General features: G+C 64.1%; 22 protein-coding genes. 11 read left to right on the forward strand and 11 right to left on the reverse strand.

What is annotated here, in order from left to right; genetic code table 11:
* Window positions 1–26 precede the first annotated feature (26 nt).
* On the reverse strand, window positions 27–1,118 hold the full coding sequence (locus T8T21_RS18240) for an HPP family protein (RefSeq protein ID WP_322337848.1): 1,092 nt from the start codon (window positions 1,116–1,118) through the stop codon (window positions 27–29).
* 456 nt (window positions 1,119–1,574) lie between these two features.
* On the opposite strand from T8T21_RS18240, the gene T8T21_RS18245 reads away from it, so the two are divergent.
* Both T8T21_RS18245 and rnk read left to right on the forward strand, forming a co-directional pair.
* The gene (locus T8T21_RS18245) at window positions 1,575–2,042 is read left to right on the forward strand and encodes a hypothetical protein (RefSeq protein WP_322337849.1); all 468 of its coding nucleotides are present in this window, start codon (window positions 1,575–1,577) and stop codon (window positions 2,040–2,042) included.
* A gap of 43 nt (window positions 2,043–2,085) precedes the next feature.
* Window positions 2,086–2,529, forward strand: a complete 444-nt coding sequence (gene rnk / locus T8T21_RS18250; RefSeq protein ID WP_322337850.1) for a nucleoside diphosphate kinase regulator — start codon at window positions 2,086–2,088, stop codon at window positions 2,527–2,529.
* A 184-nt stretch (window positions 2,530–2,713) separates the two neighbouring features.
* On the opposite strand, the gene T8T21_RS18255 is transcribed toward rnk, so the two are convergent.
* Window positions 2,714–2,821, reverse strand: coding sequence for a hypothetical protein (locus tag T8T21_RS18255; protein WP_322338013.1), 108 nt, complete (start codon window positions 2,819–2,821; stop codon window positions 2,714–2,716).
* 288 nt (window positions 2,822–3,109) lie between these two features.
* On the opposite strand from T8T21_RS18255, the gene T8T21_RS18260 reads away from it, so the two are divergent.
* A complete protein-coding gene (locus tag T8T21_RS18260) occupies window positions 3,110–4,042 on the forward strand; it encodes an IS5 family transposase (RefSeq protein WP_322337851.1) in 933 nt (310 codons plus the stop codon).
* 29 nt (window positions 4,043–4,071) lie between these two features.
* Here T8T21_RS18260 and T8T21_RS18265 read toward each other — a convergent pair whose 3' ends face one another.
* Entirely contained in the window at window positions 4,072–4,194 is a 123-nt protein-coding gene (locus tag T8T21_RS18265; protein ID WP_322337852.1) for a hypothetical protein, read from the reverse strand.
* A gap of 199 nt (window positions 4,195–4,393) precedes the next feature.
* On the opposite strand from T8T21_RS18265, the gene T8T21_RS18270 reads away from it, so the two are divergent.
* The 3 genes from T8T21_RS18270 (at window position 4,394) to T8T21_RS18280 (ending at window position 6,294) form a co-directional block, all read left to right on the forward strand.
* Entirely contained in the window at window positions 4,394–4,735 is a 342-nt protein-coding gene (locus tag T8T21_RS18270) for a hypothetical protein (protein ID WP_322337853.1), read from the forward strand.
* 194 nt (window positions 4,736–4,929) lie between these two features.
* Window positions 4,930–5,787, forward strand: coding sequence for a homocysteine S-methyltransferase family protein (locus tag T8T21_RS18275; protein WP_322337854.1), 858 nt, complete (start codon window positions 4,930–4,932; stop codon window positions 5,785–5,787).
* Between the two features lie 252 nt (window positions 5,788–6,039).
* A complete protein-coding gene (locus T8T21_RS18280; RefSeq protein WP_322337855.1) occupies window positions 6,040–6,294 on the forward strand; it encodes a hypothetical protein in 255 nt (84 codons plus the stop codon).
* 19 nt (window positions 6,295–6,313) lie between these two features.
* On the opposite strand, the gene T8T21_RS18285 is transcribed toward T8T21_RS18280, so the two are convergent.
* Genes T8T21_RS18285 through T8T21_RS18295 form a run of 3 tightly spaced genes read right to left on the reverse strand, consistent with a single transcriptional unit; the run spans window position 6,314 to window position 7,784 of the window.
* Window positions 6,314–6,559 (reverse strand): hypothetical protein, encoded by a 246-nt coding sequence (locus T8T21_RS18285; protein ID WP_322337856.1) that lies wholly within the window; start codon window positions 6,557–6,559, stop codon window positions 6,314–6,316.
* 56 nt (window positions 6,560–6,615) lie between these two features.
* Window positions 6,616–7,521, reverse strand: a complete 906-nt coding sequence (locus tag T8T21_RS18290) for a recombinase family protein (RefSeq protein WP_322337857.1) — start codon at window positions 7,519–7,521, stop codon at window positions 6,616–6,618.
* Window positions 7,521–7,784, reverse strand: a complete 264-nt coding sequence (locus T8T21_RS18295; RefSeq protein ID WP_322337858.1) for a hypothetical protein — start codon at window positions 7,782–7,784, stop codon at window positions 7,521–7,523. The genes T8T21_RS18290 and T8T21_RS18295 overlap by 1 nt, the downstream gene beginning before the upstream one ends.
* 389 nt (window positions 7,785–8,173) lie before the next feature.
* Here T8T21_RS18295 and T8T21_RS18300 point away from each other — a divergent pair, with 389 nt between their 5' ends.
* Both T8T21_RS18300 and T8T21_RS18305 read left to right on the forward strand, forming a co-directional pair.
* Window positions 8,174–9,382 (forward strand): hypothetical protein, encoded by a 1,209-nt coding sequence (locus T8T21_RS18300; protein ID WP_322337859.1) that lies wholly within the window; start codon window positions 8,174–8,176, stop codon window positions 9,380–9,382.
* Between the two features lie 72 nt (window positions 9,383–9,454).
* Window positions 9,455–10,231 (forward strand): DUF7282 domain-containing protein, encoded by a 777-nt coding sequence (locus T8T21_RS18305; protein WP_322337860.1) that lies wholly within the window; start codon window positions 9,455–9,457, stop codon window positions 10,229–10,231.
* A gap of 235 nt (window positions 10,232–10,466) precedes the next feature.
* Here the strand turns inward: T8T21_RS18305 and T8T21_RS18310 are convergent, their stop codons facing one another.
* From T8T21_RS18310 to T8T21_RS18330, 5 genes are all read right to left on the reverse strand, one after another.
* Entirely contained in the window at window positions 10,467–11,240 is a 774-nt protein-coding gene (locus T8T21_RS18310; protein WP_322337861.1) for an outer membrane beta-barrel protein, read from the reverse strand.
* 305 nt (window positions 11,241–11,545) lie between these two features.
* Window positions 11,546–12,277, reverse strand: coding sequence for an amino acid ABC transporter ATP-binding protein (locus T8T21_RS18315; RefSeq protein ID WP_322337862.1), 732 nt, complete (start codon window positions 12,275–12,277; stop codon window positions 11,546–11,548).
* Window positions 12,274–12,948 (reverse strand): amino acid ABC transporter permease, encoded by a 675-nt coding sequence (locus T8T21_RS18320; protein ID WP_322337863.1) that lies wholly within the window; start codon window positions 12,946–12,948, stop codon window positions 12,274–12,276. The genes T8T21_RS18315 and T8T21_RS18320 overlap by 4 nt, the downstream gene beginning before the upstream one ends.
* A 4-nt stretch (window positions 12,949–12,952) precedes the next feature.
* On the reverse strand, window positions 12,953–13,711 hold the full coding sequence (locus T8T21_RS18325) for an amino acid ABC transporter substrate-binding protein (RefSeq protein ID WP_322337864.1): 759 nt from the start codon (window positions 13,709–13,711) through the stop codon (window positions 12,953–12,955).
* Window positions 13,712–13,983: 272 nt separating this feature from the next.
* Window positions 13,984–15,303: a tyrosine-type recombinase/integrase gene (locus T8T21_RS18330; protein ID WP_322337865.1), complete on the reverse strand. Its 1,320-nt coding sequence runs from the start codon at window positions 15,301–15,303 to the stop codon at window positions 13,984–13,986.
* A 609-nt stretch (window positions 15,304–15,912) separates the two neighbouring features.
* Here T8T21_RS18330 and T8T21_RS18335 point away from each other — a divergent pair.
* The 3 genes from T8T21_RS18335 to T8T21_RS18345 all read left to right on the forward strand — a co-directional run bounded on the left by T8T21_RS18335 (window position 15,913) and on the right by T8T21_RS18345 (window position 22,606).
* Window positions 15,913–16,263 (forward strand): helix-turn-helix domain-containing protein, encoded by a 351-nt coding sequence (locus tag T8T21_RS18335; RefSeq protein WP_322337866.1) that lies wholly within the window; start codon window positions 15,913–15,915, stop codon window positions 16,261–16,263.
* 812 nt (window positions 16,264–17,075) lie between these two features.
* Window positions 17,076–19,871 (forward strand): glycosyltransferase, encoded by a 2,796-nt coding sequence (locus T8T21_RS18340; protein WP_322337867.1) that lies wholly within the window; start codon window positions 17,076–17,078, stop codon window positions 19,869–19,871.
* Window positions 19,872–20,116: 245 nt separating this feature from the next.
* Entirely contained in the window at window positions 20,117–22,606 is a 2,490-nt protein-coding gene (locus T8T21_RS18345; protein WP_322337868.1) for a DUF3131 domain-containing protein, read from the forward strand.
* Window positions 22,607–23,049 lie beyond the last annotated feature (443 nt).

Genomic DNA, 23,049 nt, shown 5'->3' on the forward strand with positions numbered 1-23,049 from the left:
CGGTGACGCGGGATCGGGCCGCGCGGTCACGCGGCCGATCGCTCCTCGCTGCCGCGCAGCAGGAGGCGGATGATGTCGGACCGCGTGAGGATGCCGACGAGCCGCCCATCGCGGGTCACGGGGACCACCTCGTTGCCCTGCACCGCCAACCGGTCGAGAAGCGCGCCGACCGGCAGATCATGCGGAACGGTCTGGTCGGCGGGCCGCATCACCTCGGCCACCTTGCGCCGCGGTCTGAGGCGCATCGGACCGTTCCGCCCCTCCAGCTCGCCGAGAAGATCGGCCTGCAGCACGATGCCGCGCGGCCTCATTTCCACGTCGACCACCGGGAGGCTCTTGATGGCGCGGGTACGAAACAGGCGGGCCGCCTCTCGCAGCGGCGTGTCGGGCCGGACGGTGATGAGATCGACCGTCATCACGTCCGCGCAGGTCGTGCCGTCGAAGCGGTGCCGGGCGGCCTCGGCCTCGGCTGCCGCGAGCAGCCGGCCAAGATCGGCCACGCCCAAGTTGGGCGTCTGGTTGAAGCGATCGAGCAGTTGCTCGAGCTCATGGCTCGTCAGCCCCAGCCGCAGCGAGGCGCCTTCCGCCTCGACCGTCTCTGGCTGTCGGAACGGGTAGACCCGTCCGGTGGCGCGGTTGTAGGCGGCGCCGGCGAGAACGAGCCCGGCGGTCAAGAGTCCGACCGGCAGCACCGCGAAGGCCGGGCCGCCCTCGATGGCGGGCGCGGGATCCAGCGCGGTCAAAAGCGCGACTGCCCCGCCGGGCGGATGCAGGGCCCGGATCGCCATCATCGCCACGATTGCCGCGCCGACGATCAACCCGGCGGACCACGGCGCGGGCAAAATCCAGATCATCAGCAGCGCGACGCAGGCCGACACCATGTTGCCTGCGATCGCGGACCAGGGCTGGGCCAATGGCGAGTTCGGCACGCAGAACACCAGAACCGCCGTTGCGCCGAGAGGTGCCACGAGGTGCAGAGACGTCAGGCCGAAACCGGACCCGATCCCGACCAGCAGGCTGCACAGGCCGATCCCGACCAGCGCACCGATCCCGGATCTGAGCTGCTCGAGGCCGTGGAAGGGCGGAAGGACCGGATGAAGGTGGTGCCAGACGCGCATTCGCTCGTTCTCCCTGTCAGCCGCGTGCCCGGTAAACAGGCAACCGACACCATTCCCTGCCTCGAAACCGGGCGGAGTTGAAACGGCTATAGCGAGAAAAGAAAATCGTTCCCTCGGCACGGTCGGTCCCGGAACAACGTCTCGGCACACCGGCAAGGCGAAAAACGCTCGTGGCCGGATCCCATCCGTGACACGAGCGGCTGCCGTCCGGTCCGTGCCGGACGGCAGCCGCCGCCGTAGGATCAATACGGGCGGCGCGCCGTGTGGCTAGGGCATTGACAGGCCCAGCAGGTCGGTTACCGTCGCGGCATGGTCACGCATGAGAACCACTTCCGGTTTCTGCTTCTGAACCGCCCGGAACCCCGGGCGGCCCGCGTCTAGGCGCGATTTCGACCGCCCGGGGCTTTCTCGCATCCTTGCCAGAGATAGCGGTCCTGCCGCTTCGGGAGATCATCCATGTCCATTGCCAATGTCGTGCGGCTGCCCAGGCGCCGCGATCTTCGTGCCGTGTTTGAACGCTGCGCCTTCGAAACTGGGTTTCTTCTCACGGTTCGGGACCGGGCCGGGATCGAGGGTCTGCTGCGGCGCCACGACACCCGTCATTCCCCCGATCCCGTGCTTCTGAACGAGTTGCTGCGTTACAAACTGCGCATCTCCCGCGGCGCGCGGGAACCGGTATCGCCCGAATTCGTGGTGGCCGGATGCCGCGTCGTCTACAGGATCGCCGACAAGGAGCCGCGCGCGGGCCTGCTGTCCATGTGCCCGGCTCCCCGTCCGGGGCATGTCCTCGTCGCCTCGCTGCTTGGCGCCACCCTGATCGGGATGCGGCATCTGCAAGCAGCGCCGCTTCTGCGCGACGACGGGCGGATCGACACCGTCGTCGTGCTCGACACGATGCCGCCACCCGATACTGACGCGGCCTGATCAATCCCCGACAGTACAGTCCATCTTCAGGAAAGGACATCCGATGGCACAGCCCCGCGCTACTTTGCGACCGACCGGCCGGCGTCCCCGGGTCGTCACCGGCGTCGAAAGCCTCGACCGGCTCGAGACGCTTGTCGGCCAGGCCCTCCGGCGCGACCCGGATCTGGCCGATCGGCTGTTGGGCGAGATCGGCCGAGCGCGGACTCTTCCGGTGGCGAAGCTTCCCGCGAACGTCGTCGCGATCGGGCGGGCGGTCACCTATCGGGACGAGACCACCGGCCATGAGCGGACCGTCACGCCGGTGTTTCCCAAGGAGGCCGACAACACCCGCGGCCGGATCTCGATCCTAACACCAATCGGAGTCGCCCTGATCGGTCTGGCCGAGGGGGCCTCACTGCACTGGCAGACACGAAGCGGCACACGGCGGGTGCTGACCGTGCTTCGGGTCTTCGCGGCCGCCGAAGCCGACGGGCCGGAGCACCGATGACCCGAACGGCCCGCCCGCCGCGTCGAGAGCCTCCCGACGAAGTTGCAGGATCAAGATGGACCCTGTCCGGCCACACCTCTTTTGGCATGGCGAGTGAAGTCATTACCCCCCGGATCCCGTCCGCGGCGATGCGATCGCATCGGGTCGGGGCGTCGGGAGCGTCGCGGGCCGGGGGGCACGGCGGTCAGGGGGCATCCGGCCCCCCGGGGCGGAAAACACCCATGTCGAGGCTGATGACCGCAAGATGATGCGCCATGGCGCGATGCGCGCCGGCACCGTCACCCTCAGCGATCGCGTCGACGATGCGCTCGTGCTGATCGCAATCGCCGAGCGGGAAAGCGATTGAAGGCGATGTCATCCGGTGACTGATTTCGCAACCTCGGCAGGCATCGCTTGATCAATCGCGAATTGATGTATGCCCGAGAGGCATAGAGCTACTGTAAGCGGGCTGTCCCATGGCGCTGGCGAATAGCAGTTCTAGGGCCCAAGCTATTGCGATCATTTTGCGCAGTGAGCGGGCCTTGTTGCACGAAGCCTGCCCGGGATTCACATTGCGAGTCTTACGGCGTAGCTGGGTGGCATGTCCAAGTCTGCACCCACCCGCTACCGCACACTGAACTGGTCCGCCTACAACGCGGCGTTGCGTGAGCGTGGATCGCTGACCGTCTGGTTCGACCCGTCGACGCCCTGGCACGCGACGCCATCGGGTAAGCGCGGAGGCCAGCCGGTCTACAGCGATGCCGCGATTCAAGCCTGTCTGACGATCAAGGTCCTGTTCGGCCTGCCGCTTCGCCAGACGACCGGCTTCGTGGCAAGCCTGCTGAAGCTCGCAGAGCTCGATTGGCCGGTCCCGGACTTCTCGACGCTCTGTCGGCGGCAGAAGACGCTGGCTGTGCAATTGCCCTACCGTAGCAGCAACGGGCCGCTGCATCTGCTCATCGACAGCACGGGCATCAAAGTCCGCGGCGAAGGCGAATGGCATGCGCGCAAGCACGGTGGTTCGCGCAGGCGGGTTTGGCGCAAGGTCCATCTGGCCATGGATGAGGCTACCTTACAGGTGCGTTCTATCGAGATCACCGGCAGCGGCGTGGGCGATGCGCCTGTGTTGCTTGATCTACTCGCCCAGATCCCCCAGGGCGAGGCAATCGCCTCGGTCACGGCTGACGGCGCCTACGACACTCGCGGCTGCCGCGACGCCATCGCGAACCGGGGCGCGGACGCGATCATACCGCCCAGGCGCAACGCCAAGCCATGGAAGAAGGATAGCCCCGGAGCGGCAGACAGGAACGAGGCCTTGCGCGCCATCAAGCACCTCGGCAGGGCTATTTGGCGGCACTGGACCGGTTATCACCGCCGAAGCCGCGCCGAGACCAAGATGAACTGTATGAAGCTGCTCGGCCAGAAACTGATGGCTCGAGACTTCGATCGCCAGACCGCCGAGCTTCAGGTCCGCATCGCGATCTTAAACCGCTTCACCGCACTCGGCATTCCCCTCACAGAACCCGTCGCCTAAACCGCTCGGGGTAAGGGGAAGCTCAGCCTTCAGGCGCTCCGTGCAACAGAGCCCTCGGTCGCGAGGATGCGCTCGAACTCCAGCGCGCCCAGGGGGCCGGGCTCGCGCGTGCCGTTCAGGCCAGCTTTCTGGATCTGCGGTCGGGTGGACATGTCGTGCTCCTCGCTCGGATGGCGGCCGGTCGCCGGCCTCTGGAGCACCATCCATCCTGCGACCGAAAATCCCGAGCCGTTGCGGCGCTGCGGCACTACGATCCGCGCGCTACAGCCGCGCGACCCAGCGTCACCCTCCGGCTGGCGAGCGCCGGTGAAATCCGCCTAGCCTCGATCCATAAGATTGCCGAGGTGCCCGATGACGTCCTTCGAGCGCGTGCTCTGTCTGTGCGGCCTCGACGAGGAGGAGGCTATCGACTTCTTCGATCAGCCGGCCGAGATGGTCCGGGGCTGGGTAGACGGCAGCCGGGAGGTGCCGCCGGCGGCTTGGGAGATGCTTGCGCAGCTCTTCGGCCAGCTCGAGCGCGCCGAGGCAATGCTCGACGAGGCCGGGCTCGATCCAACGCTGTGGAACGAGGCAATGGGGATCCCCGCGGGGGTGGAGCGCATGCCGAACGGCTCCGAGATCAACGCCGGGCTCATGGCCAACCTGCGACGGCTACGGACGGGCAAGTTCGGCGACGGGACGGTCTCGGCCTGATGCACTACTAGGCTGCCATTGGCCTGCTCCGCATTGAACGTCCCGGCGCTCGATGACTGTTGTCCCGCTAAGAGGATCGGCCAGTCCTGCATCGTGCCGCATTGAGTAAGATGGGATGTGCCCCGTCCGGCGATCAAGTCGGATCGGGCCTGCGGCCCACTCGATTTCACTCGGCAACAGGTTGGATGGCAGACATGATCACGATCCTGGATGGCGGCATGGGGCAGGAGCTGATCGCCCGAACTGCAGCCGAGCCGACGCCGCTATGGGCGACCAAGGTCATGCTCGACGAGCCGGACCTGGTGCGTGCCGTCCATGACGACTTCTTTGCCGCAGGCGCCACGGTCGCCACCACGAACACCTATGCGATCCACCATGACAGGCTGATCCCCTTCGGGCTCGATCACCAGTTCGAGGCGCTGCATCGCACCGCCTGCGAGATCGCCTGCGCGTCGCGCGATGCCGCCGGTGGCGGGCGCGTTGCGGGCGCCATCGGGCCTTTGGGCGGGTCTTACCGTTCGGACCCCCTGCCTGACGATGCCGTGGAGCTCTTCGCCGAGATCTGTCGCATCCAGGCGCCCTTCGTCGATCTCTTCCTGATCGAGACGGTCGTCTCGATCGAGCAGGTCCGCGCCACGCTCTCCGGGGCGTCCGGTCATGGAAAGCCGGTTTGGCTGGCCGTGTCGGTCGACGATGACGATGGGACCAGGCTCCGTTCCGGCGAACCCCTCGAAGAGGTCATGCAGTGGACCTCCAAGGCCGATGCGCTGCTGATCAACTGCGCGACCCCTGAGGCGGTGAGTGTCGCCCTGGACGTCATCAAGGGGGTGGAGATACCCTTCGGCGCCTATGCCAACGGATTCACCCGGATTGCCCCGAGTTTCGTCCAGGCGGGTGCGACGGTGAAAGAGCTGTCGGCGCGCAAGGATCTCTCACCGGAGGTCTATGCCGGGTTTGCCGGGGACTGGGTCAAGAAGGGTGCGACGATCGTCGGGGGCTGCTGCGAGGTCGGCCCGGCGCATATCGCGGAACTGGTGCGCCGCCTGACTTGAGCCTCTAGCATTCTCGCAGGCTGTCTTTCCCGGGGTGCCTTTTAACCTCGACGCGCTTTGCGCAGCGCCGAGGTTGTCTTCCCTGGCGCCCTTTGAAGGTGGTTGTCGTATGCCGTCTGGCAAAGCGCGCCCCGATCCCGCCGCGACATCGCGTCACGCCGCGAACCGCGCCGCCATTTCTGTGTTATGAGTTTCGCTCCGGGGCGGCGACCACCGCTTGGGCACGCCAATCAACAACAACAGGAAAAGCGCATGCTGATGGATCCCACCTTCACCCACTGGACCGCCGTCTACCGTTCTGCCGGCGAAGATGAACCGACCGCCACCACGGCCGACTTCAGCGAGATGGGGGCGGGTGATCCGGTCGATGCGCGAGCGGCGAAGGCCCATTTCCGGACCGCGCTCGATCGTGGCGCCGAGCTGCTCGAGCTCTACCCGTTCGACAACCCCGACGAGGCACTCGAGACCTGGCGCGCGACGAACGCGCTCGAGGTCGCGGGGCTCTGACGCCCCGCCGCCGGACCGGTCAGGTGAGCGTGTCGTAAAGCTCGCCCAGCGACATGCGCCCCTCGCTCATGTCGACCCGCTCGATCTCGCGGGCGCTTGCCGCGAAGCTGGTCTCCAGAAAACGCATGAACACGGCCGGAGTGAGCGCGTCCGGCGCGACCACGACACGGATCTCGGTCTTGGCGTTGAAGCTTCCCCGGCGCCGCGCCGCGATGGTCTCAAGGCTGCGGATAATTTCAGCGAGGGAAGGGCATGTGCTGTTCATGGATCGCACGCTGCCCCGAACGCCTCGCAATAGCCGTGCCATTCGGAGAACCTGCGCTACGTCTGCCCGCCGGCGCCGCTCTCAAGAAGCCCGGCCTGCCGCGCCCGCTCCAGGAGATGGGCGACCGATGACGTCGCCCATTTCGACCGCCCCCGCGGCGTCGGCTCCCGCATCGCCTCGAGCCGCGCCGCGATCTCCTTCAGCGTCATCTCCGGCGCCGAGCTCTTGATGCCCGCGATGATCGCCAGGATCCGGTCGTCCTTCTGCGGGGGCGGGGCGCGATCCAGCACGTCCCGATCCAGCAGCCCGTCCTTCACGAAGCGCCCGGCCGCGCGGCGCAGCCGCTCCACGGTCCAAGGCTTCGCGCCCGGATGGCGGCTATTGATGATCCGCACGACATCTTCCCAGGGCAGCCGAGGCCGGAACTGACGGACGGCGGGTAGCCACTGCTGCGCCTCCTCGTTTAGCTTGTCGAAGTAGCTGCGGTCGCGCGCCCGGCTGACCTTGGCGATCGCTTCCGGGTCGCGGTCCCGAAGCCCCGGATTGCCGCCGACGCGGCCCTTCTCGCGCGCCGAGGCCAGCCCCGCCATGGTCCGCTCGCGGATCAGCGCCCGCTCGAACTCCGCCGTGGCGCCGAGGATCTGCAGGGTGAACTTGCCCTGCGGCGAGGTGGTGTCGATCGGATCGCCCAAGGATCGGAAATGCGCCCCCTTGGCTTCCAGCGTCTCGATGACCTCAAGGAGGTGCGACAGCGAGCGCGCCAAGCGGTCGATACGCACGATGATCAGCACGTCGCCGCGCCCGAGGCTCGCCACGAGCTTCGCGAGGACCGGCCGGGCGCGCATGGCGCCTGAGGCGAACTCCTCATGGACCTCGGTGCAGCCGGCGGCCTTCAGCTCGCGCCGTTGCGCGGCGGTGTCCTGGAGGTCGGTGGAGACGCGGGCGTAGCCGATGAGCGCCATCAGGCGAGATCCCGGAGGACATGGTCCCGTTCATCCCATACGAAGCCGTCTCGCACGACCTCTGCTTGAGTGATCCGCCTGGTCTCGCACGACAGCTGCCACATGGCATCGAGGAGTTCGGCGAGCTCGTGCCCGGTCACTTTGGCGATCACGCGGTCAGGGATCGCGCGCAGTAGCGCCTCGGCGGTCGCCTTGTTCTCCCCGATCTCGGCCAGCGCCATAGCGCGATTGATCTTGGTCCGGTGGGTCGGGAACGTGCTCATGTTCGGCCCTTTGGTTCGGCCCGCAGATGCAGGCGAGGCTGGGACGTGATCGCGCGGGCCTGCAGGCAGGCGCAGGGCGCGGTCAATCCAATTCAATCTAATAACAGAATACGGTCGTTTGAAGACGCCTGCAATAGACGCGGGGCCGCGGCCGAGGCGGTAGGGGAGGGGAGGCGACACGCTTCGATACCTTTCCCTCTAAGGCGCGGAACGAAGCTAACGCTTCTGTTCCGGTGTAGTGCGTTCTCGGATTGGACATGATCGCTCCTCAAATGCCGCTTTGCCGAGAACTCATTCCGACATGTCTGATCGTCACTGAGACGATTGAAGATAGGGTCATTAATCCTCAAGTAAGGAAGGAATTGTGGGGCACAACAGGGGCGTAGCTGATGGACTTCGACAGCGCCGAAAAATCGAGAAGTGCCGTTACAACCTTCCTGCGAGCCGAAGTACTGGCTGCACGACTGGAAGCCATGACCCGGGCCGAACCCGCGGTTGGCAACCTCTGGCGCTCGGAGATTGCACTCGCCGAAGTCGTGGCAAGTGTGGGTCTGGAGGGCATCCGGATCTCGGAGGGCGACCTGCTCCCACGCATCGCTCTGAATGGAGGGCAGGACGCGGATCCGACAGGTGCGGAGTTGGCGCTGAGCCTGATCCGCGTGTTGAAGGCGCCTGGAGATCCTCTGGCGCGGCCCGTCCAGGCCGTGCGGCGTTTCGAGAGAGCGGCAGGCACCGGAAAGGGGTCCGGCTTTACCACGGGCGATGAGCCTGTAGGCCAACGGCTCGATGACGCTGAGATCGAAGGCCTCTTCGCAGAGGTGGGTGCCGGCGATATGCCGATCCTGGCTGCGGCTCGGGCGGCGGCCAGCTACGCGGCGCTGTCACAGCGTGCTAACCCGATCGTCGAGAGGCTGATCTTCATGGCGGTCGACAGCAGCCTGCGGGGCCGGGTTGGGCGTGGAACCGACCTCGAAGACGTCCTGCGGGGTCTGTCGGGTCGGGTAGATGCGCACTGGGTCTCGCCGCCAGCGCTCGCGTTGAGCCACCGGCAGTTCCTGGCTTGGTCGCCGGGGAGCGAAGCAGGGCTCATGGATCTAGGCACCGGTCTTGCCCAAGTCTTCGAAGCAGAACTCGGGCGTTTCGCGCTTTCGCGCGACTGGCTTCGTCACGGGCAGGACGCTTCACAGGGCAGGGGCGGACGCTCACGCCTGGCCGATGCGGTTCAGGCCTTCGCAACCGCACCGGTGCTAAACTCGGCGCGGCTTGCTGAAAGGATCGGCGTGTCAGTCCGCACCGCGCTGACGCTCTTGGACGAGATGACCGAACTAGGTCTCCTGAAGGAGATCACCGGCCGTCGAACGGCGCGGATCTGGGCAGTGCCAAGCTTGGGCGGGCGCCTCGCAGTGCGGCCGTTCAGACGGACTCGGCTGCAGGGGCACGCTGTCAGGCCATCGGCCGAGATGCGTGAAATGGCCAACCGCCATGGCCGGGATCAGCGAGAGGCTTCGGCGCGGGCGATGGAGCGCGTTTTCACTGATCTTGAGACCGCAATCGACAAGGCGAGCGCGCTGCTGGTCAGCGCGCAGCGCCAGCGATGACCATGCTGAGCATCCTGCTGAACTAAGCCGTCGGTGGCGAGTTATGCGCGCAGTTTCATCATGGAGATTCCAATGATCAAGGCTATTGCAAGCGCGGCCGCCTTTTCCGCCCTGATGGCAGGAGGCGCTCTGGCGCAGGATGACAAAACGATGATCGTGGTCACCGAAGACGCGATGATGCAGATGTCCATGTCGGATGGACAGACCACGGTGACATTCCCGCTCATCACCGCTCTGCAGGACGGCTACATCGTGGTCCATTCCGTTGCTGCCGATGGCACGGCCGGTGAGGCCTTGGGGCATGCCCCGGTGACGACGGGCGAAAATGCCGATGTGGCTGTGATTATTCCGGAAGCGTTGTCTGCCGGAACTCAGTTGATGGCCATGTTGCATGTCGAGAGCAACGACAACGGCACCTTTGATTTCGGGCCAGACATGACCGATGTCGATGCTCCGGTGATGCGTGACGGCGCGCCGGTGACCGTCATGTTCGCGGTGCCCGAGGGCGTGATTGACGGTGTGGTGGTCATCGAACCTATTCCCTCCCCTGAGGTGGATGATCCCGAATCCCGTTCGGCATCGGGCGACGATGAGGAGCGGGACGCAGTCGACGAGGACGAACCCGCGATCGATCCGAATGATACGGAGACTGAGGGGTCCACAGAGGAGGATGAGGAGTTCGACGGACAGGATGGTGAGGAAGGAGGCGAGGTGCTGGAAGATGATGCTGGCGGCGAGCAGACCCAAGATGCCGATCTAGAGCAGGATACGGATATGGAGGCCGAAGGCCAAGAAGATGGCTCCGCCGATGCGGATGCCAATGCTGATGGCGAGGTGAATGCCCAGTAATCTCGTTACGGTCTGAACTGCTCTTGAAGGGCTAGCCAAGAAGGAATCGGCTAGCCCTTCTTTCCGCGGCACCGGCATGGAATCGAAAGAAATGCGCGGGAGACGGAAATACCGGGTACGTAAAGAACAGGGCCCAACTGCGCTGCCCTCCAGCCGGCCTATGAATATGATAAGGCGTGCGTTTCAAGCCTCTTGAGAGGGATATCCTTCATCAGGATTTCAAAGCCTTCTTGGCTCAGAACGGCACAGCAACCGACTTGAACAGTTTTTCACGCGCTGCGTCAGCCCTATTTCCGAAGAGATACGAGGCCCCGATGCCGAAACTGGTTGCGTTCGCATCCATTCCATCGAACTCGATGTCACTCCGGCCAATGGCAGCAGACAAGCGAACGGGCGCCTGCGGGACATAATAGCCCGCACTCAGCTTGAACGCACTGACTCCCAGCTCTTCTTCAAAGCCGTCAATCGACACGTCCATGGCATCATAATCAGCGCTTATCTCGAAAGCTTGGTTCACGTCGAAGTCGGCCCCGATGCCGTAGATGATATTGTCGGTACCGTCGATATCTGCTCGAGCTACATAGCCCCGGTAGGTGATGGGGCCGCGATCCACCTGACCTTCCAGCCCATAGCTGGTCACTGTCTCGTTCAGGTCTGCAGAACCCTGCCCGTAGATCTCGACCTCATCGATTTCCATCCGACCTATGAATGCCCCAACCTTATAGTCTCCGGCATCTCCGTAGACATGAGCGTCATAGGAATAGATGTCAGCCTCGCCAGCCCCCTTAACGCTCAGATTGGAGTAACTTGCGCCCAACTGGATGCCGAGACCGGCGGAAGACACGAAAGCTGCTTTGCCCCCGAGGTTGAGGTGATCAGCCGTGTCATCGAGGTCTTCCAGGTCTGTTTGCCCGTAGGCGACCTCGGCCTCCCCAAAAACCTTCTGCTCAGCAAGTGCGGGTACCGCGGTGACCATCACGCCAACAAGCGCTTGGAAGACAACCTTCATCACATTCTCCAATCGAAAACATGACCAACATAGATGCCACCTTCAGGAGATCGGCAATACCAAAAAACAACCTATAGTTATCACTTGCCGCCGCTGCAGAAGGAGGGCCCCAGTGTGGCACCGCAAGCGCGGTAGGGCATGGGCAGGTTCCCACGGGGGGATACCGCCTCAGGGACTTATCGTAGCGGCTGGTTCGCGCTGCTGCGACTTGTGTAGGGCACTTGAGCTAGCAGGGCCGGCTCAAGTATGTGGTGCATCAATCTGAGGCGCCGGGCGTGGCTACCCCAATTAGCGGGGATTGAGCATCAGCGCACGCGACGCAGGAAGGTCCTCGTGCGCGCGTCCTGCGGATCATCAAATATCTGCTCCGGCGGGCCCGGTTCGACAATCCGTCCGCCCTCCATGAAAATCACCCGGTCAGCAATTTCGCGGGCGAACTGCATCTCGTGGGTGACGATCAGCATGGTCTGGTGCTGCTCAGCCACGCGCCGCATTAGGTCGAGGACCTCACCCACCCATTCGGGATCAAGCGCCGAAGTCGGCTCGTCGAACAGCATCAGTTGCGCGTCGAGCGCCATGGCCCGGCCGATGCCTACGCGTTGCTGCTGCCCGCCCGAGAGCGCGGCGGGGTAGCTGTCGGACTTCTCCTCAAGCCCGATCTCCCTAAGGATCGAGTTAGCACGGGCCTCGGCTTCCGCGCGCGGCTTCTTCTGCACGGTAACCAAGGCCTCGGTGATGTTCTCCCGTGCGGTCTTGTTGGCGAAAAGCGCGTAGTTCTGGAACACGAAGGCGGTGCGGCGACGCAGTGCGAGGATCTGCGTCTTGGTGGCTTTGGCGGCATCCACCGTCAGGTCGCCCACGCGGATCGTGCCGGCCTCGGGCCGGTCGAGGAAATTGAGACAACGCAGCAGCGTCGACTTGCCGGTACCAGATGGGCCGATCACCACGATCCGCTCGCCGGGTTCGATCATCAGATCGATGCCGTTCAACACCGGGCCTTGGCCGAAGCCCTTGGTCAGTCCGTTGATCTCGATCATCGGGTAAAGGCCCGGTTGAGGTGGGCTTCGAGGCCGCGCTGCGCGAAAGACAGCGCCTCGACGATGATCCAGTAGATCAGAGCGACCACGAGAAAAGCCTCGAAGTAGAGGAACGAGCCCGCCGCCTCCTTCTGGGTCGCACCCATCATCTCGGTGACACCGAGGGTGAAGGCCAGTGAGGTCCCCTTGATCATGTCGATGAAGTAGTTGACCAGCGTCGGCGCAGCGATGCGCGCGGCCTGTGGCAGCACGATCCGCACCATCATCTGAGACTGGGTCATCCCGACTGCCTGCGCTGCCTCCCACTGGCTGCGATCAACGCCTGTGATCGCGGCCCGGATGCTCTCGGCCATATAAGCCGAGAAGTGCAGCGTCAGTCCCATGATTGCAGCGGTGACGCCGTTGATCTGGGTCAAGAAGGACATCACCTGCGGCAGGCCGTAGTAGAATAGAAACAGCTGCACCAGCAGCGGCGTGCCGCGGAAGAAGCTGATGAACAGCACCACCAGCGGATCGAGCACGGGCAGCTTCGCTACCCTCTCGACCGCCAGCAGCGAGGCCAGCACCAGCGCCAGCGCCATGCCGGCCAGCGCCATGCCTAGCGTCAGGGGCACGTACCCCAGCAGCACAGGCACCAGACCCAGCATGTAGTCGAAGTCGAGTGCCCGCACAGTGTCACTCCGCGGTCGTGATGTCGTTGCCGAACCACTTGTCGGAGATCTCGGCCAGGGTTCCATCGTCCTTCAGTGTGGTCAGTGCAGCGTCGATCCGATCGCGTAGCTCGCGGCCTGCCTCGTCGTCGCGGAAGGGCAGGGCGTTACGGATCTCCGAGAACGGCTGCCCGGCCAGCGCCAGCGGCAGCGGGCTTTCCTTGATCACCTGCGCCGAGGAAACGCGGTCCATCACGAAGGCATCGACCCGACCGAGCGCAGTGTCCTGCTCGATGTTGCTCTCATAGGTACGGATGTCGATCTCGTCGGCATAGGGCAGCTCGCGCAGCAGCTGCTCGAAGTTTGAGCCGAGGTTCACTGCGACCGAACGGCCCTTGAGGTCCTCAGGACCATTGATCTCGCCCTCATTGCCGGCCTTCACCACTACCTGCGCGCCGTCGAACACGTAAGGCTGCGTGAAGACGAACTTCTCCTCGCGCTCAGGCGTGATGGTAATCTGGTTGGCGATAGTGTCGATGCGGCCCGATTCCAATGCACCGATCAACCCGGAGAAGGACATGGTGACGAACTCGACCTCGAGCCCTGTCTCTTCCGCTACAGCGTTCATCACGTCGACCTCGAAGCCCTGCAGTACGTCTTGGCGAACGAAGGTGAAGGGGAAGTAGCCGCCGGACATACCAACCTGCAGCGTGCCGTCTTCCTGCGCCGAGGCGAGGGGGGCGGCAGCGGTGATGAGGGTAGCCAGGGCAAGGGACCTGAGCATGACGAAGCTCCTTTCTCTACGGAAGACCCGACCTAGGCTTGAGACGGCAAGGCATCAATGGAGTTGGAGAGAAAAAACCGGGACGGCCGGCTTCGCCTTGGCGACAGGAACGGGTGTGTTCCTCAAGCGGGAGAAGTTGGCACGCGCGTTTCGGGCATGGCTGGAGTTAGACTGTGGCCACGAATAGCTGACGAATACCCGAACTTGAATCTCCCCTGCTGGCCATCCGCCAAGAAAGCCTTGCGGCAGTGTTCAGTGTGTTCCTATCAAATCTACCCTGTCCCTGCCGGTTCAGCGACCAATGCCGAGAACCTACTGCGGATCATTTCCTCCCGGTATCGCTCGGCCAGATGCCCGTAGGTCGATGCGACCGTTCGGGTATCGGCATGTCCGAGCTGTCGGGCCACGACCTCCAGGGGCACGCCATGGCAGATAAGGTCGCTGGCATAGGTATGCCGCAGACCATGAAAAACGAAAGTGGATGACAGGCCGGCCCGGGCAGCGGCAAGCCGAAACGGTTCCGCGTGCTGGCGTCGCCAGACCTTCCCAGACTCCGAGAGCAGAACGTGATCCTGGGGGGCCTTGCCGAGGCAGCACCGCTGGAAGAAGGCCATGCCTTCGTCCGGCAGGAAGACGAAGCGGGCAGGGCTTCGCTTGAAGGCCGGAATACGCAGCCCGTATATCTGGAAGCCGACGTCCTCCACGCGCAGCTGCCCCAGCTCGCCGACGCGGCAGCCGGTGTAGAGAGCCCCCAGCACCAAGCGTCGCAGTGCCGGTGGACATTCGGCGAGTAGGCGCCGGCATTGGGAGCGGTCGAGGAAATCCCGGCGGGGCGTGTGGTTCACCGGTAGCCGTCGCAAGCAGCGCCATGTCCGCTCAGCCTCCAGATGCCCGTTCTCCCAAGCAAGGCGCAGCGCCATGCGCAGAATTGTTACTAGGCTGTTGAAGGTGCGCTTGCGGCGTCGAAGATCCTCTGGGGTAAGGTCGCACAACCGAACCTTTGGCCGTTCGCGCTGAAAGCCGAACTTCGGAGGACGCTCCAGCACGCGATGCGCCAGCCGCCGAAGGTGGTGAGGGACGATGTCGTTGATTGGCACGAACAGCAGCTCGTCCGCCAAATGATGGTTGATGAGCGCCAGCGTGTTGTAGTGTCCGCCCGGCGAATGCGCGATCTTCGTCCAAGCGGTGTAGTCGGCAAGAGCGTGGCCGATGGTGTAGAGATCTCCGATAGGGCAGAAGCGGACGGCCGTCATCCGCTCGGCGGGCCGGGTGGCATGCACCTTGTCGGCGACATCAGGGGCCGCGAACCATGCTTCGGCAAGCATCACCGCGGTCTCAAAACCAAGAGCGCCTTGACCCGCGTCCAAAGCAGGACCAAGAGCTCGCTGCTTATAGAGTTTATTCCTAGACAGGTAGCGTGCCGTCCAAGTGCAGACCCTGATGTGAGGGCGGTAGATCCCGAGGTGTCGGGATGTGGCGATTGACCACCAGTCGGGCGTCTCGCGGAATGGAAGTGCCGCGATGCCCTCTTGAGCGGCGAAAGGACACCTCCGCTCATGCACCTCATATGTCGATGACACCGGCGGCGTCATGACCGTCTCCATGCGACCGTTAACGGCTCGTTAACAGTTTGCCGCCAAACCGCAGGACATGGGAAGCGTCAGTTCATTTGAGCGAGGGGTATGGAAGAGCGCTGTCGCCTGCACGGAGGGCTGGGAAATCCGATATGGCCTGTTCGGCCCGGCGGCACTGTCGCAGGTTGCGGAGCTTCTGAGCTTGCGATGGATCCGACGGAAAGGCACCGCACCCCCTCAGGCTCCGTATCGAAGTATCATGGCCCGAGAGGAGCGGGCAGTCGCTGTAATAGCTGCTCTCCTGCGTCCGCACGGCCGCCGGGTTATTGATCGTGAGATCATCCTTTCATCCCGGCTCTCCGACCTGTTGATCCTGATCAGCCGTACGGCGGCGCCTCCTGGCACCGAAACAGGAGGGCGCAGCAACTGGTAGGCGAGGCCGCCTTAACTTTGTGCGGTGTGACATAACTCTTTGCAGACGACTGAGCATCAGGTTTTGGTGTTGAACACGCTGGTTCAGCTCAGTCACGTCCGGCAGTATCATATCTGATTGAATGGGCCGTAGGCTTCCAGAATAGGACGGCGACACAGCGTTATCTTGGAGATAAGTATGCCGAGACGGAGGAGATGACCCATCCGATCGATAGCCACGTTGGCACACGCATCCGCCAAGGGCGCTGGATGAGAGGAACGACGCAGCAGGATTTAGGGGATGCGGTCGGATGCAAGTTCCAGCAGATACAGAAGTATGAAACCGGGGCGAACCGGGTTTCAGCGTCCCGGCTGTGGGACATAGCCAATGCGCTTGGCGTGCCCATCACCTACTTCTTCGAGGGTAAGGAGCAGGCGGACCCGCTACTATCGACGTTGCCGGATCGCGGCTCGGCCGAATTGCTTCGGATCTGGATGTCCTTGCCGGACAGGCAAAAGCAGGCGCTTCTGAACCTTGCGAAAAGTATGACCGGCATGGATGGGTAGGCCTGCAGATCCTATTCGATTTAAGAACTACTAAGCCTGCTCCGTATGCGCATGCTCGGCTGCAAGGTCCCGATCAAAGGCGCCGCGATCTGTTTCTCCTCATATGTCGCCTTTTTTTCTACGAGACTTCATCGCCTTGCTGGTTTCAACGATCTGATCTGGCGCTGACCAGCTCGGGTCGCCAATTTCTCACCACAATTCGGGGCCCCGAGATTCGGGTTCGGCCGCTGCAACTGTGCTGTGCAGGCGGCACAAACCTGCGCCTCAAATCAATCTGTTTCCAGATAGTTAACTAGATCCGCCGGTTTTGCGCTCTTATGGGGTAGAAATGGGGCGATTTCTGGACCATGCGCTGCGGTCGCCCTACCAATGACACAATCACGCCACGGTGCATGACCCGCAGAATGCGGGACTGCCTCCGATGAAGAGCTTTCTCTTCGCCGGGGATGGGATTGGTCCGGTGGCGTGGTTCGCAGGAATTGGTCCGGTGATCCCTCATGCCTCAGCGCACCCCAGATTTCGTGGTTCCCCGTGTCTTGCGCGGCTTGCCCGCCGGCGTATTTGCGGACCCGCGTGCTCGACGGTATGGGCGCCTGAGGTCGGGGCTAATCTTCGCCTCAGTGCTTCTTGCGGCTTGGGCCACACTGTTCTTCATCGAGATCTGGCATGACGGCCACTTAACGCCCGTCAGAGCTCCTGAAGAAGAAGGCATCCTTTCCCCCGGTCTGGGCGCGCATAAGCATCTACACGGGCTCGAACCCCCGGGACCGCACGGGGCTCAGGTGCTCCTGCCAGCCGGAAACACGCCTAACATGGCTTGCCCGGCACCCGATGCCGCTAGCCGCCGCCCGGTCTTTGCCTTTGCACCCTCGTCCTCCCAGCATGCGCCCTTCTCGCTTGGGCAAGATTGCGGGCTGATCGACGTCCTTCTGCCTGAATGGGCCACGCTCACGGCGCCTCACGGGGCCGCGCGGCTCGACATGGAAACGGCAGCGGCGCGCATGCCCATCGTCCAGGCCACCCGAAAGGGCATTGCCACCTGGCCGGTGGTGAACGTGACGCCGGACTATCTTGCGGTGTTCGCGAAGACCCCGTCTCAGCTCGGGGCCGAGATCGAAGCGCTGCAGGCCGTAGCCCTCGAGCAGGACTGGCCGGGCTACTGTCTCGATTTCAGTGCCTTGGTGGGCACGCCTCTGGCTGACCGCGTGGCTCTCGTGCGGGACTGGATGCAGCGAAGCCGTGCAAGCGACATGGAGCGCTGCGCCATCTTTCCGGCTGGGACGGAAGCAGAGCTGTTGCAGGCCGCCGGACGTGTCGCGGAGCATGTCATCGCCAAGGGTTTCGTCGAGCCTTGGATCGGGACCGCGCCGAGCCCGCTTGCGGCACGCGACTGGTTTGCCGATGAGGTGGACCGTGTGCAGGGGCTCGTGCCCGAGGACCGGCTGGTGCTGGCTCTGGGAACGGGCGCCGTGCTGTGGCATCCGCAGGTGGCCCTGCCGGAGCGGGTCGGTTTCGCGCACGCGGTGACCGAGCTTTCGCTCGCGGATGGCGAGATGGCGTTCAGCCGCGAGAGCGGCAACAGCTACGCGAGCTGGCGGGACGAAACAGGAGGGCGGGTGCGCGCCTGGTTTCTCGATCTCGCTTCCTTCGACAGCCAGCTTCGAACTTTGAAAGTCCGCCCCCTCGCGGGGATCGCGGTGTGGGGCGTGGGGCTCGAGGACCCGGCAATCTGGCCACGCCTTGCCGGCGCAACGGACGAGGCGCTGAGCGGCGTGTCCTTTGACAGCTACGTCCATCAGCTGGGCACGGGACCCTTCGTGCGCCCCGGTCCGGCCGGCATGACAGGGCTGCGCCATATCACCCGCGATCCGATGAGCGACGAGATCACGGGGTTCGACTACGAGATCACGCCGCGCGCAGCGCTTGTCGAACTCTATGGTCGGGGTCGCCCTGACCAAATCGTCCTCACTTTCGATGACGGACCGGATCCCGAATACACTCCCGCCATTCTGGATGTTCTGGCCGCGAAGGATGTGCCTGCCTCGTTCTTTGTACTGGGTCAGCTCGTTGCGCAGTCCCCGCAGATCCTCCGTCGAATGCTGAAGGAGGGCCACGAGGTCGGCTCGCACAGTTACTGGCACCCGAAGATGGACGCGATCTCGGAAGCCAGGGCCCGGCTCGAGATCAACTCGACACAGCTCGCGATCGGCACCGCGAGCGGCGTCTCGGCGCGGCTCTATCGCGAACCCTACATGCGCAGCGGCGGTCCGATCCATCCCGCCGAGCTCGACACCCTGCGTCCGCTGCACGAGGCCGGCTACGTCATCGCCGGCATGGAAGTGGTGCCTTGGGACTGGAAGGCAGAGTCCCCCGAGGCGCTCGCCGATACGGTTATCACGCAGATTGCCGAAGGGGCGGGCAGCGTCGTGCTTCTGCATGACAGCGGGGGAGATCAGAGCGCTACCGTGGAGGCGGTCCCACTGATCATCGAGCAGCTGCGCGCTCAAGGTTACGAGTTCACCACCCTGGCGGGCCTGCTGGATGTGCCGAGCTACACGCTGATGCCGGCCGCGCCGGCACTCGCACAGTCGTTCCACCGCTTTTCTTTCCAGCTGATAGGCAATGGCTGGACGCTGCTTGCCTTTGGCTTCTGGGTGACCTTCGTGATCGGGGCAGGGCGCTCGGTTTTCCTGCTGGTCGCGGCGCGGCTACGGCAGCGTCACGTGGCACCGCTGCTGTCGGGCCGAGACAGCCCCAGCGTGGCGGTGGTCATCCCCGCTTATAACGAGGCAAAGGTCATCTCCGCATGCATCCGGAGCGCTCTGCGCAGTGCCTATGACTACCTCGAGGTCATCGTCGTGGATGATGGCTCGACCGACGGTACCGCCGAGATCGCAAGGGCAATGTGCGAGGATCCGCGGCTGCGGGTCATCCGCCAAGCCAATGGTGGCAAGGCCAGCGCGCTCAATACCGCGCTGGCCGAAAGCGAGGCCGAGATCTTCGTCTGCCTTGATGCCGACAGCCAGATCAACCCGCATGCCGTGGCCCGGCTGGTGCGGCACTTCGCGAACCCGGAGGTGGGTGCCGTCGCCGGCAAGGTGGTGGTGGGCAACCGCACGGGATGGCTCACCAAGCTGCAGGCGCTCGAATACATCACCGCGCAGGGCGTCGAGCGCCGCGCACGCGAGTGCTTCAATGCCATTCCGGTGGTGCCGGGCGCACTCGGTGCCTGGCGTGCCACGGCTGTGCTCGAAGCAGGGATCTACTCCTCCGAGACGCTGGCCGAAGATGCCGACTTGACGATGTCGGTGATCCGCTCGGGCTACCGGGTGATCTATGACGAGACGGCCGTCGTCACCACCGAGGCACCCTGCCGCCTATCGCAGCTCATGACCCAGCGGCTGCGTTGGTCGCTCGGTACGCTGCAGGCCACATTCAAGCACCGCCACGCCTGGCGCGAGGGCTCGGGTCTGGGCCTGACGGCGCTCCCTGACATCGCGCTCTTCGGCTACCTGCTGCCCTTCCTTGCGCCGCTCGCCGATGCCTTTTTCCTGCTCAACCTGTGGGACTGGATGCAGGCCGACGGCGCGGGCCAAGCTCCTTCCTAGCTGTTGCTCTTAGGGTATGCGCTGTTGCCGCTGCTCGAGATTCTGGTCGCGGCGGCGGCGTTTCGCTTCGATCCGGGCGAGGATCGTCGCCTGCTACTACTGCTGCCCCTCCAGCGCCTCATTTATCGCCCCGTCCTTTACTATTGCGTCTATAGAGCTCTCTGGCGTGCCGCGTCAGGGCGGCTCGCGAAATGGGGCCGAATGCAAAGAGGGGGCAGCATGCTGACGGCAGGCCTGAGCCGCGCGTGATCGACCGCCGCGACCTGATCAAGGGCGCAGGCACGGCACTGATTGGGTTGTGGCCAGCTCGTAGCTTGGCAGCTACCCGAGTAGTGCCCAGCTACAGTGTGCTGCGCGACATCAACGCCGAGACGCCTCCCGAAATCTTACGCGTGGTACTGGAAGCCTTTAAGCGCCAAGGACTACCCGTTACCTGCCTTGTGACGCTCGATGCCCCCGGTGCGGGAAGGCTCGGCCCTGACAACCCCGTCATCGACATTCTGACCGAGGTCGCGGGTGCAGTGCCAGGGCTCGTTGAGATCGCACCGCATATCCACGAACTGGCCACGCTCTCGAGCTACTTTCAGGCCCGTCAAGCGGCCGAGATGGTTGCACGGCTCAAGTCCCTCTTAGGAGATGCGGCAGCCGCAACACCGATCCGCTCGATCGCCTGCGATACGCCACAGCGCCCGCAATCGCCGCAGGGCCTGCGCGGCGCCGGCCTGCATACCGTGCTCCTGCTGCCCGAGGAAAGCGGCCCGCTGCGGAGCGAGCGCTGGCCCGACGGCACCGTGCGCTTTCTGGGCGGCCGGGCCCTGACTTTGGACGACGCGCGCCGAGCCTATTGGGAGATCGACACGGAACGCAGTCAGGTGCTATGGACGCTTTCGATGGCACAGCTCGCCGGCGATGCCCCGGCGCAGCTCTCGGCCAAGGCGGCGGTCTTTGCGAGCCAAGCGCTGGCAGCCGAAGCGGTGCGTGGACTGGCGCACCTCACGCTGTCGGAGGCGCAGCTGCGCGATGACTACGGCTACGGGCGGGATCTGCTGCTGCACCTTGTGACACGGAACGAAGACAGCCCGGCCTTTCAGACCTTGAGCGAAGATCTCGCCGCACGCGGCATCGCTCATAGCTACAGTCTAGTGCTGGAGGGGGTGGGGTTCGCTGATGGGATCCGGCTCAAGCTGATCCCGGGCAAAGACCCGGGAAAGGCCGGGCGGGGTATGCGTCTGTCAGAAACCTCCGCCGGGCCAGCACGGAGCGTCATACTGCAACCCCGGCCAGGAGCCTTTCGAGGCCTGAGTGCGGAGAACGCGCTGGTGCTGCCTTCACACCTGCTGGCGGATCCGGACACGATCTATGCACTGGAGCAGGAAGCCGAGGAAATCGAGGACAAGGTGCTACTGGTCGATGCCGATCGTGTCCGCAGCGGCGTTCAGAAGACCGCGCTGCTGCGCAGCTTGGATCAAATGCTTGCGCGTCCAGGTCAGCGCGCGGTCGCACTACCGACAGCGCTGGAGCGATTGCTGCCGCAGAGCCCGTATATCGGCCATCATCGGCGCACCGAGCGTTTCCGCGAAGGCGCGGTGCGGCCGGTAGAAGCGGTGTCCCCAGCGGAACGCGCGGCGCTCATGGAGGACGCCCGCTGCGCGTGGCGTTACTTCTCCACCTGGACCAATCCGGTCACCGGGCTGTGCCCGGCCACAGTTTACAGCGGCAAAGGTGGCCGGCGGCTGCACGAGGCCGTCACCATGTGGGATGTGGGCAGTCATATCAACGCGCTCATCGCAGCGCATGATCTCGGCTTGATCGCGGATGCCGAGTTCCAGGCGCGCAGTGCTCGGATCATGCCGCAGATCGTGGGCCGCCGCTACAACGGGCGCCTTCTGCCGCAAGGCTGGATCCGCACTGACCGGTCTCGCTGGGGGACCCGAGATTTCGATGCCTGTGACGCAGGCCGGCTGCTGGCTGCGCTTTACGCGCTCGAGAACCACCCCGCGGCCAAGGCCCGGCCCTCAGACATCGTACAAGCCTACGACCTCGACGCAGTAATTCATGCAGGGGAGATCCAGAATGTCACGGATGGCATGTTCCACAGCTCCTACCGCTCGCATTGTGCGCATTACGCAGCCCACGCCTTCCGGATCTGGGGGTTCGACGCGCGCTCGCCCTATGAGGTGATGAGAGGGCGCTCAAGCTCCGATGGGCAAATGGCGCTCATCGAGGCCTCCGGCCTTATCGGTCCATTGGGCGCTGAGCCGTTGCTTCTCGAGGCTGTCGAACTCGGCATGTCGCCCGAGTCCGTCTACCTCGCCGATCTTCTCTTTGCCGCGCAACTCGAGGAATACGAGGAAACGGGCCGACTTAAATGCGTGTCTGAATGCCCCATCGATCGCGAACCTTGGTTTCTCTATTCGGGCCTGCAGCTTGATGCAGAAGGGCGCCGCTGGGGTACCGATACGGTGAACGGGCATGCCCGTCATCGCTCGCAGGCTTTTGCGGACGCCAATGCAGTGATCAGCAGCAAGGCGGCCTACCTCTGGGCGGCTTGGAGGCCGCATCCCTACACCGAACGTGTGCTAGACCATGTACGCGCGCGCGCGCGCCAGCAGGCCGGCTTTTCGCCGGGTATCTACGAGGCGGATAATCGCGCCATGCCCAACTACAGTGACTTGAATACCAACGCGATCATCCTGCAGGCCATTGCTTATCGAGTTACGAATGCAAATGCCTGATCTCCGGAGGTTGCACCCCCCAATGATCTGGGATGTCTCGATGAAGGCAAGCTGAAGCGGTCTACAGACAGCTCCATGGGCATGCGTCGCAAAGGGGATAAAGTCGAACGAGAGTGGGATCTCGTGCAGCGTGCCGTTCTACAGCTGCAGCACTGCGGTGGCCATCAGGACTGCCAAGGCCGAACTCGTGACGCGAATGGCCATCCCAAGGCGGCCATGGTGGTCTCGCCGGTAGACCAGCAACAAGAAGAGCGCCGGCAGAAGAAGATATGCCAACGGGGCGGTATCGAGGAGACTGGGCGAGATAAAATTCATATCCTTCAGGTACACCCGAACGAGCGCCTTGGCCCACGCGCAATGGGCGAGGATCAGAAAGCGAAGGTATAGGACGCTTTACCGGCTCGCCAGCTTGGCGGCCGTCTGTTCGCCGTTCAAAGCGCTCC

Source organism: Limimaricola variabilis (genome assembly GCF_034371605.1).
GTDB lineage: Bacteria > Pseudomonadota > Alphaproteobacteria > Rhodobacterales > Rhodobacteraceae > Limimaricola > Limimaricola variabilis.

Excerpts from the sequence above, each read along its gene's own strand:
- T8T21_RS18240 (WP_322337848.1), bottom strand. The coding sequence starts at position 1,118 with ATGCGCGTCTGGCACCACCTTCATCCGGTCCTTCCGCCCTTCCACGGC.
- T8T21_RS18245 (WP_322337849.1), top strand. The coding sequence starts at position 1,575 with ATGTCCATTGCCAATGTCGTGCGGCTGCCCAGGCGCCGCGATCTTCGT.
- rnk (WP_322337850.1), top strand. The coding sequence starts at position 2,086 with ATGGCACAGCCCCGCGCTACTTTGCGACCGACCGGCCGGCGTCCCCGG.
- T8T21_RS18260 (WP_322337851.1), top strand. The coding sequence starts at position 3,110 with ATGTCCAAGTCTGCACCCACCCGCTACCGCACACTGAACTGGTCCGCC.
- T8T21_RS18265 (WP_322337852.1), bottom strand. The coding sequence starts at position 4,194 with ATGTCCACCCGACCGCAGATCCAGAAAGCTGGCCTGAACGGCACGCGC.
- T8T21_RS18270 (WP_322337853.1), top strand. The coding sequence starts at position 4,394 with ATGACGTCCTTCGAGCGCGTGCTCTGTCTGTGCGGCCTCGACGAGGAG.
- T8T21_RS18275 (WP_322337854.1), top strand. The coding sequence starts at position 4,930 with ATGATCACGATCCTGGATGGCGGCATGGGGCAGGAGCTGATCGCCCGA.
- T8T21_RS18280 (WP_322337855.1), top strand. The coding sequence starts at position 6,040 with ATGCTGATGGATCCCACCTTCACCCACTGGACCGCCGTCTACCGTTCT.
- T8T21_RS18285 (WP_322337856.1), bottom strand. The coding sequence starts at position 6,559 with ATGAACAGCACATGCCCTTCCCTCGCTGAAATTATCCGCAGCCTTGAG.
- T8T21_RS18290 (WP_322337857.1), bottom strand. The coding sequence starts at position 7,521 with ATGGCGCTCATCGGCTACGCCCGCGTCTCCACCGACCTCCAGGACACC.
- T8T21_RS18295 (WP_322337858.1), bottom strand. The coding sequence starts at position 7,784 with ATGAGCACGTTCCCGACCCACCGGACCAAGATCAATCGCGCTATGGCG.
- T8T21_RS18300 (WP_322337859.1), top strand. The coding sequence starts at position 8,174 with ATGGACTTCGACAGCGCCGAAAAATCGAGAAGTGCCGTTACAACCTTC.
- T8T21_RS18305 (WP_322337860.1), top strand. The coding sequence starts at position 9,455 with ATGATCAAGGCTATTGCAAGCGCGGCCGCCTTTTCCGCCCTGATGGCA.
- T8T21_RS18310 (WP_322337861.1), bottom strand. The coding sequence starts at position 11,240 with ATGAAGGTTGTCTTCCAAGCGCTTGTTGGCGTGATGGTCACCGCGGTA.
- T8T21_RS18315 (WP_322337862.1), bottom strand. The coding sequence starts at position 12,277 with ATGATCGAGATCAACGGACTGACCAAGGGCTTCGGCCAAGGCCCGGTG.
- T8T21_RS18325 (WP_322337864.1), bottom strand. The coding sequence starts at position 13,711 with ATGCTCAGGTCCCTTGCCCTGGCTACCCTCATCACCGCTGCCGCCCCC.
- T8T21_RS18330 (WP_322337865.1), bottom strand. The coding sequence starts at position 15,303 with ATGACGCCGCCGGTGTCATCGACATATGAGGTGCATGAGCGGAGGTGT.
- T8T21_RS18335 (WP_322337866.1), top strand. The coding sequence starts at position 15,913 with ATGACCCATCCGATCGATAGCCACGTTGGCACACGCATCCGCCAAGGG.
- T8T21_RS18340 (WP_322337867.1), top strand. The coding sequence starts at position 17,076 with ATGGCTTGCCCGGCACCCGATGCCGCTAGCCGCCGCCCGGTCTTTGCC.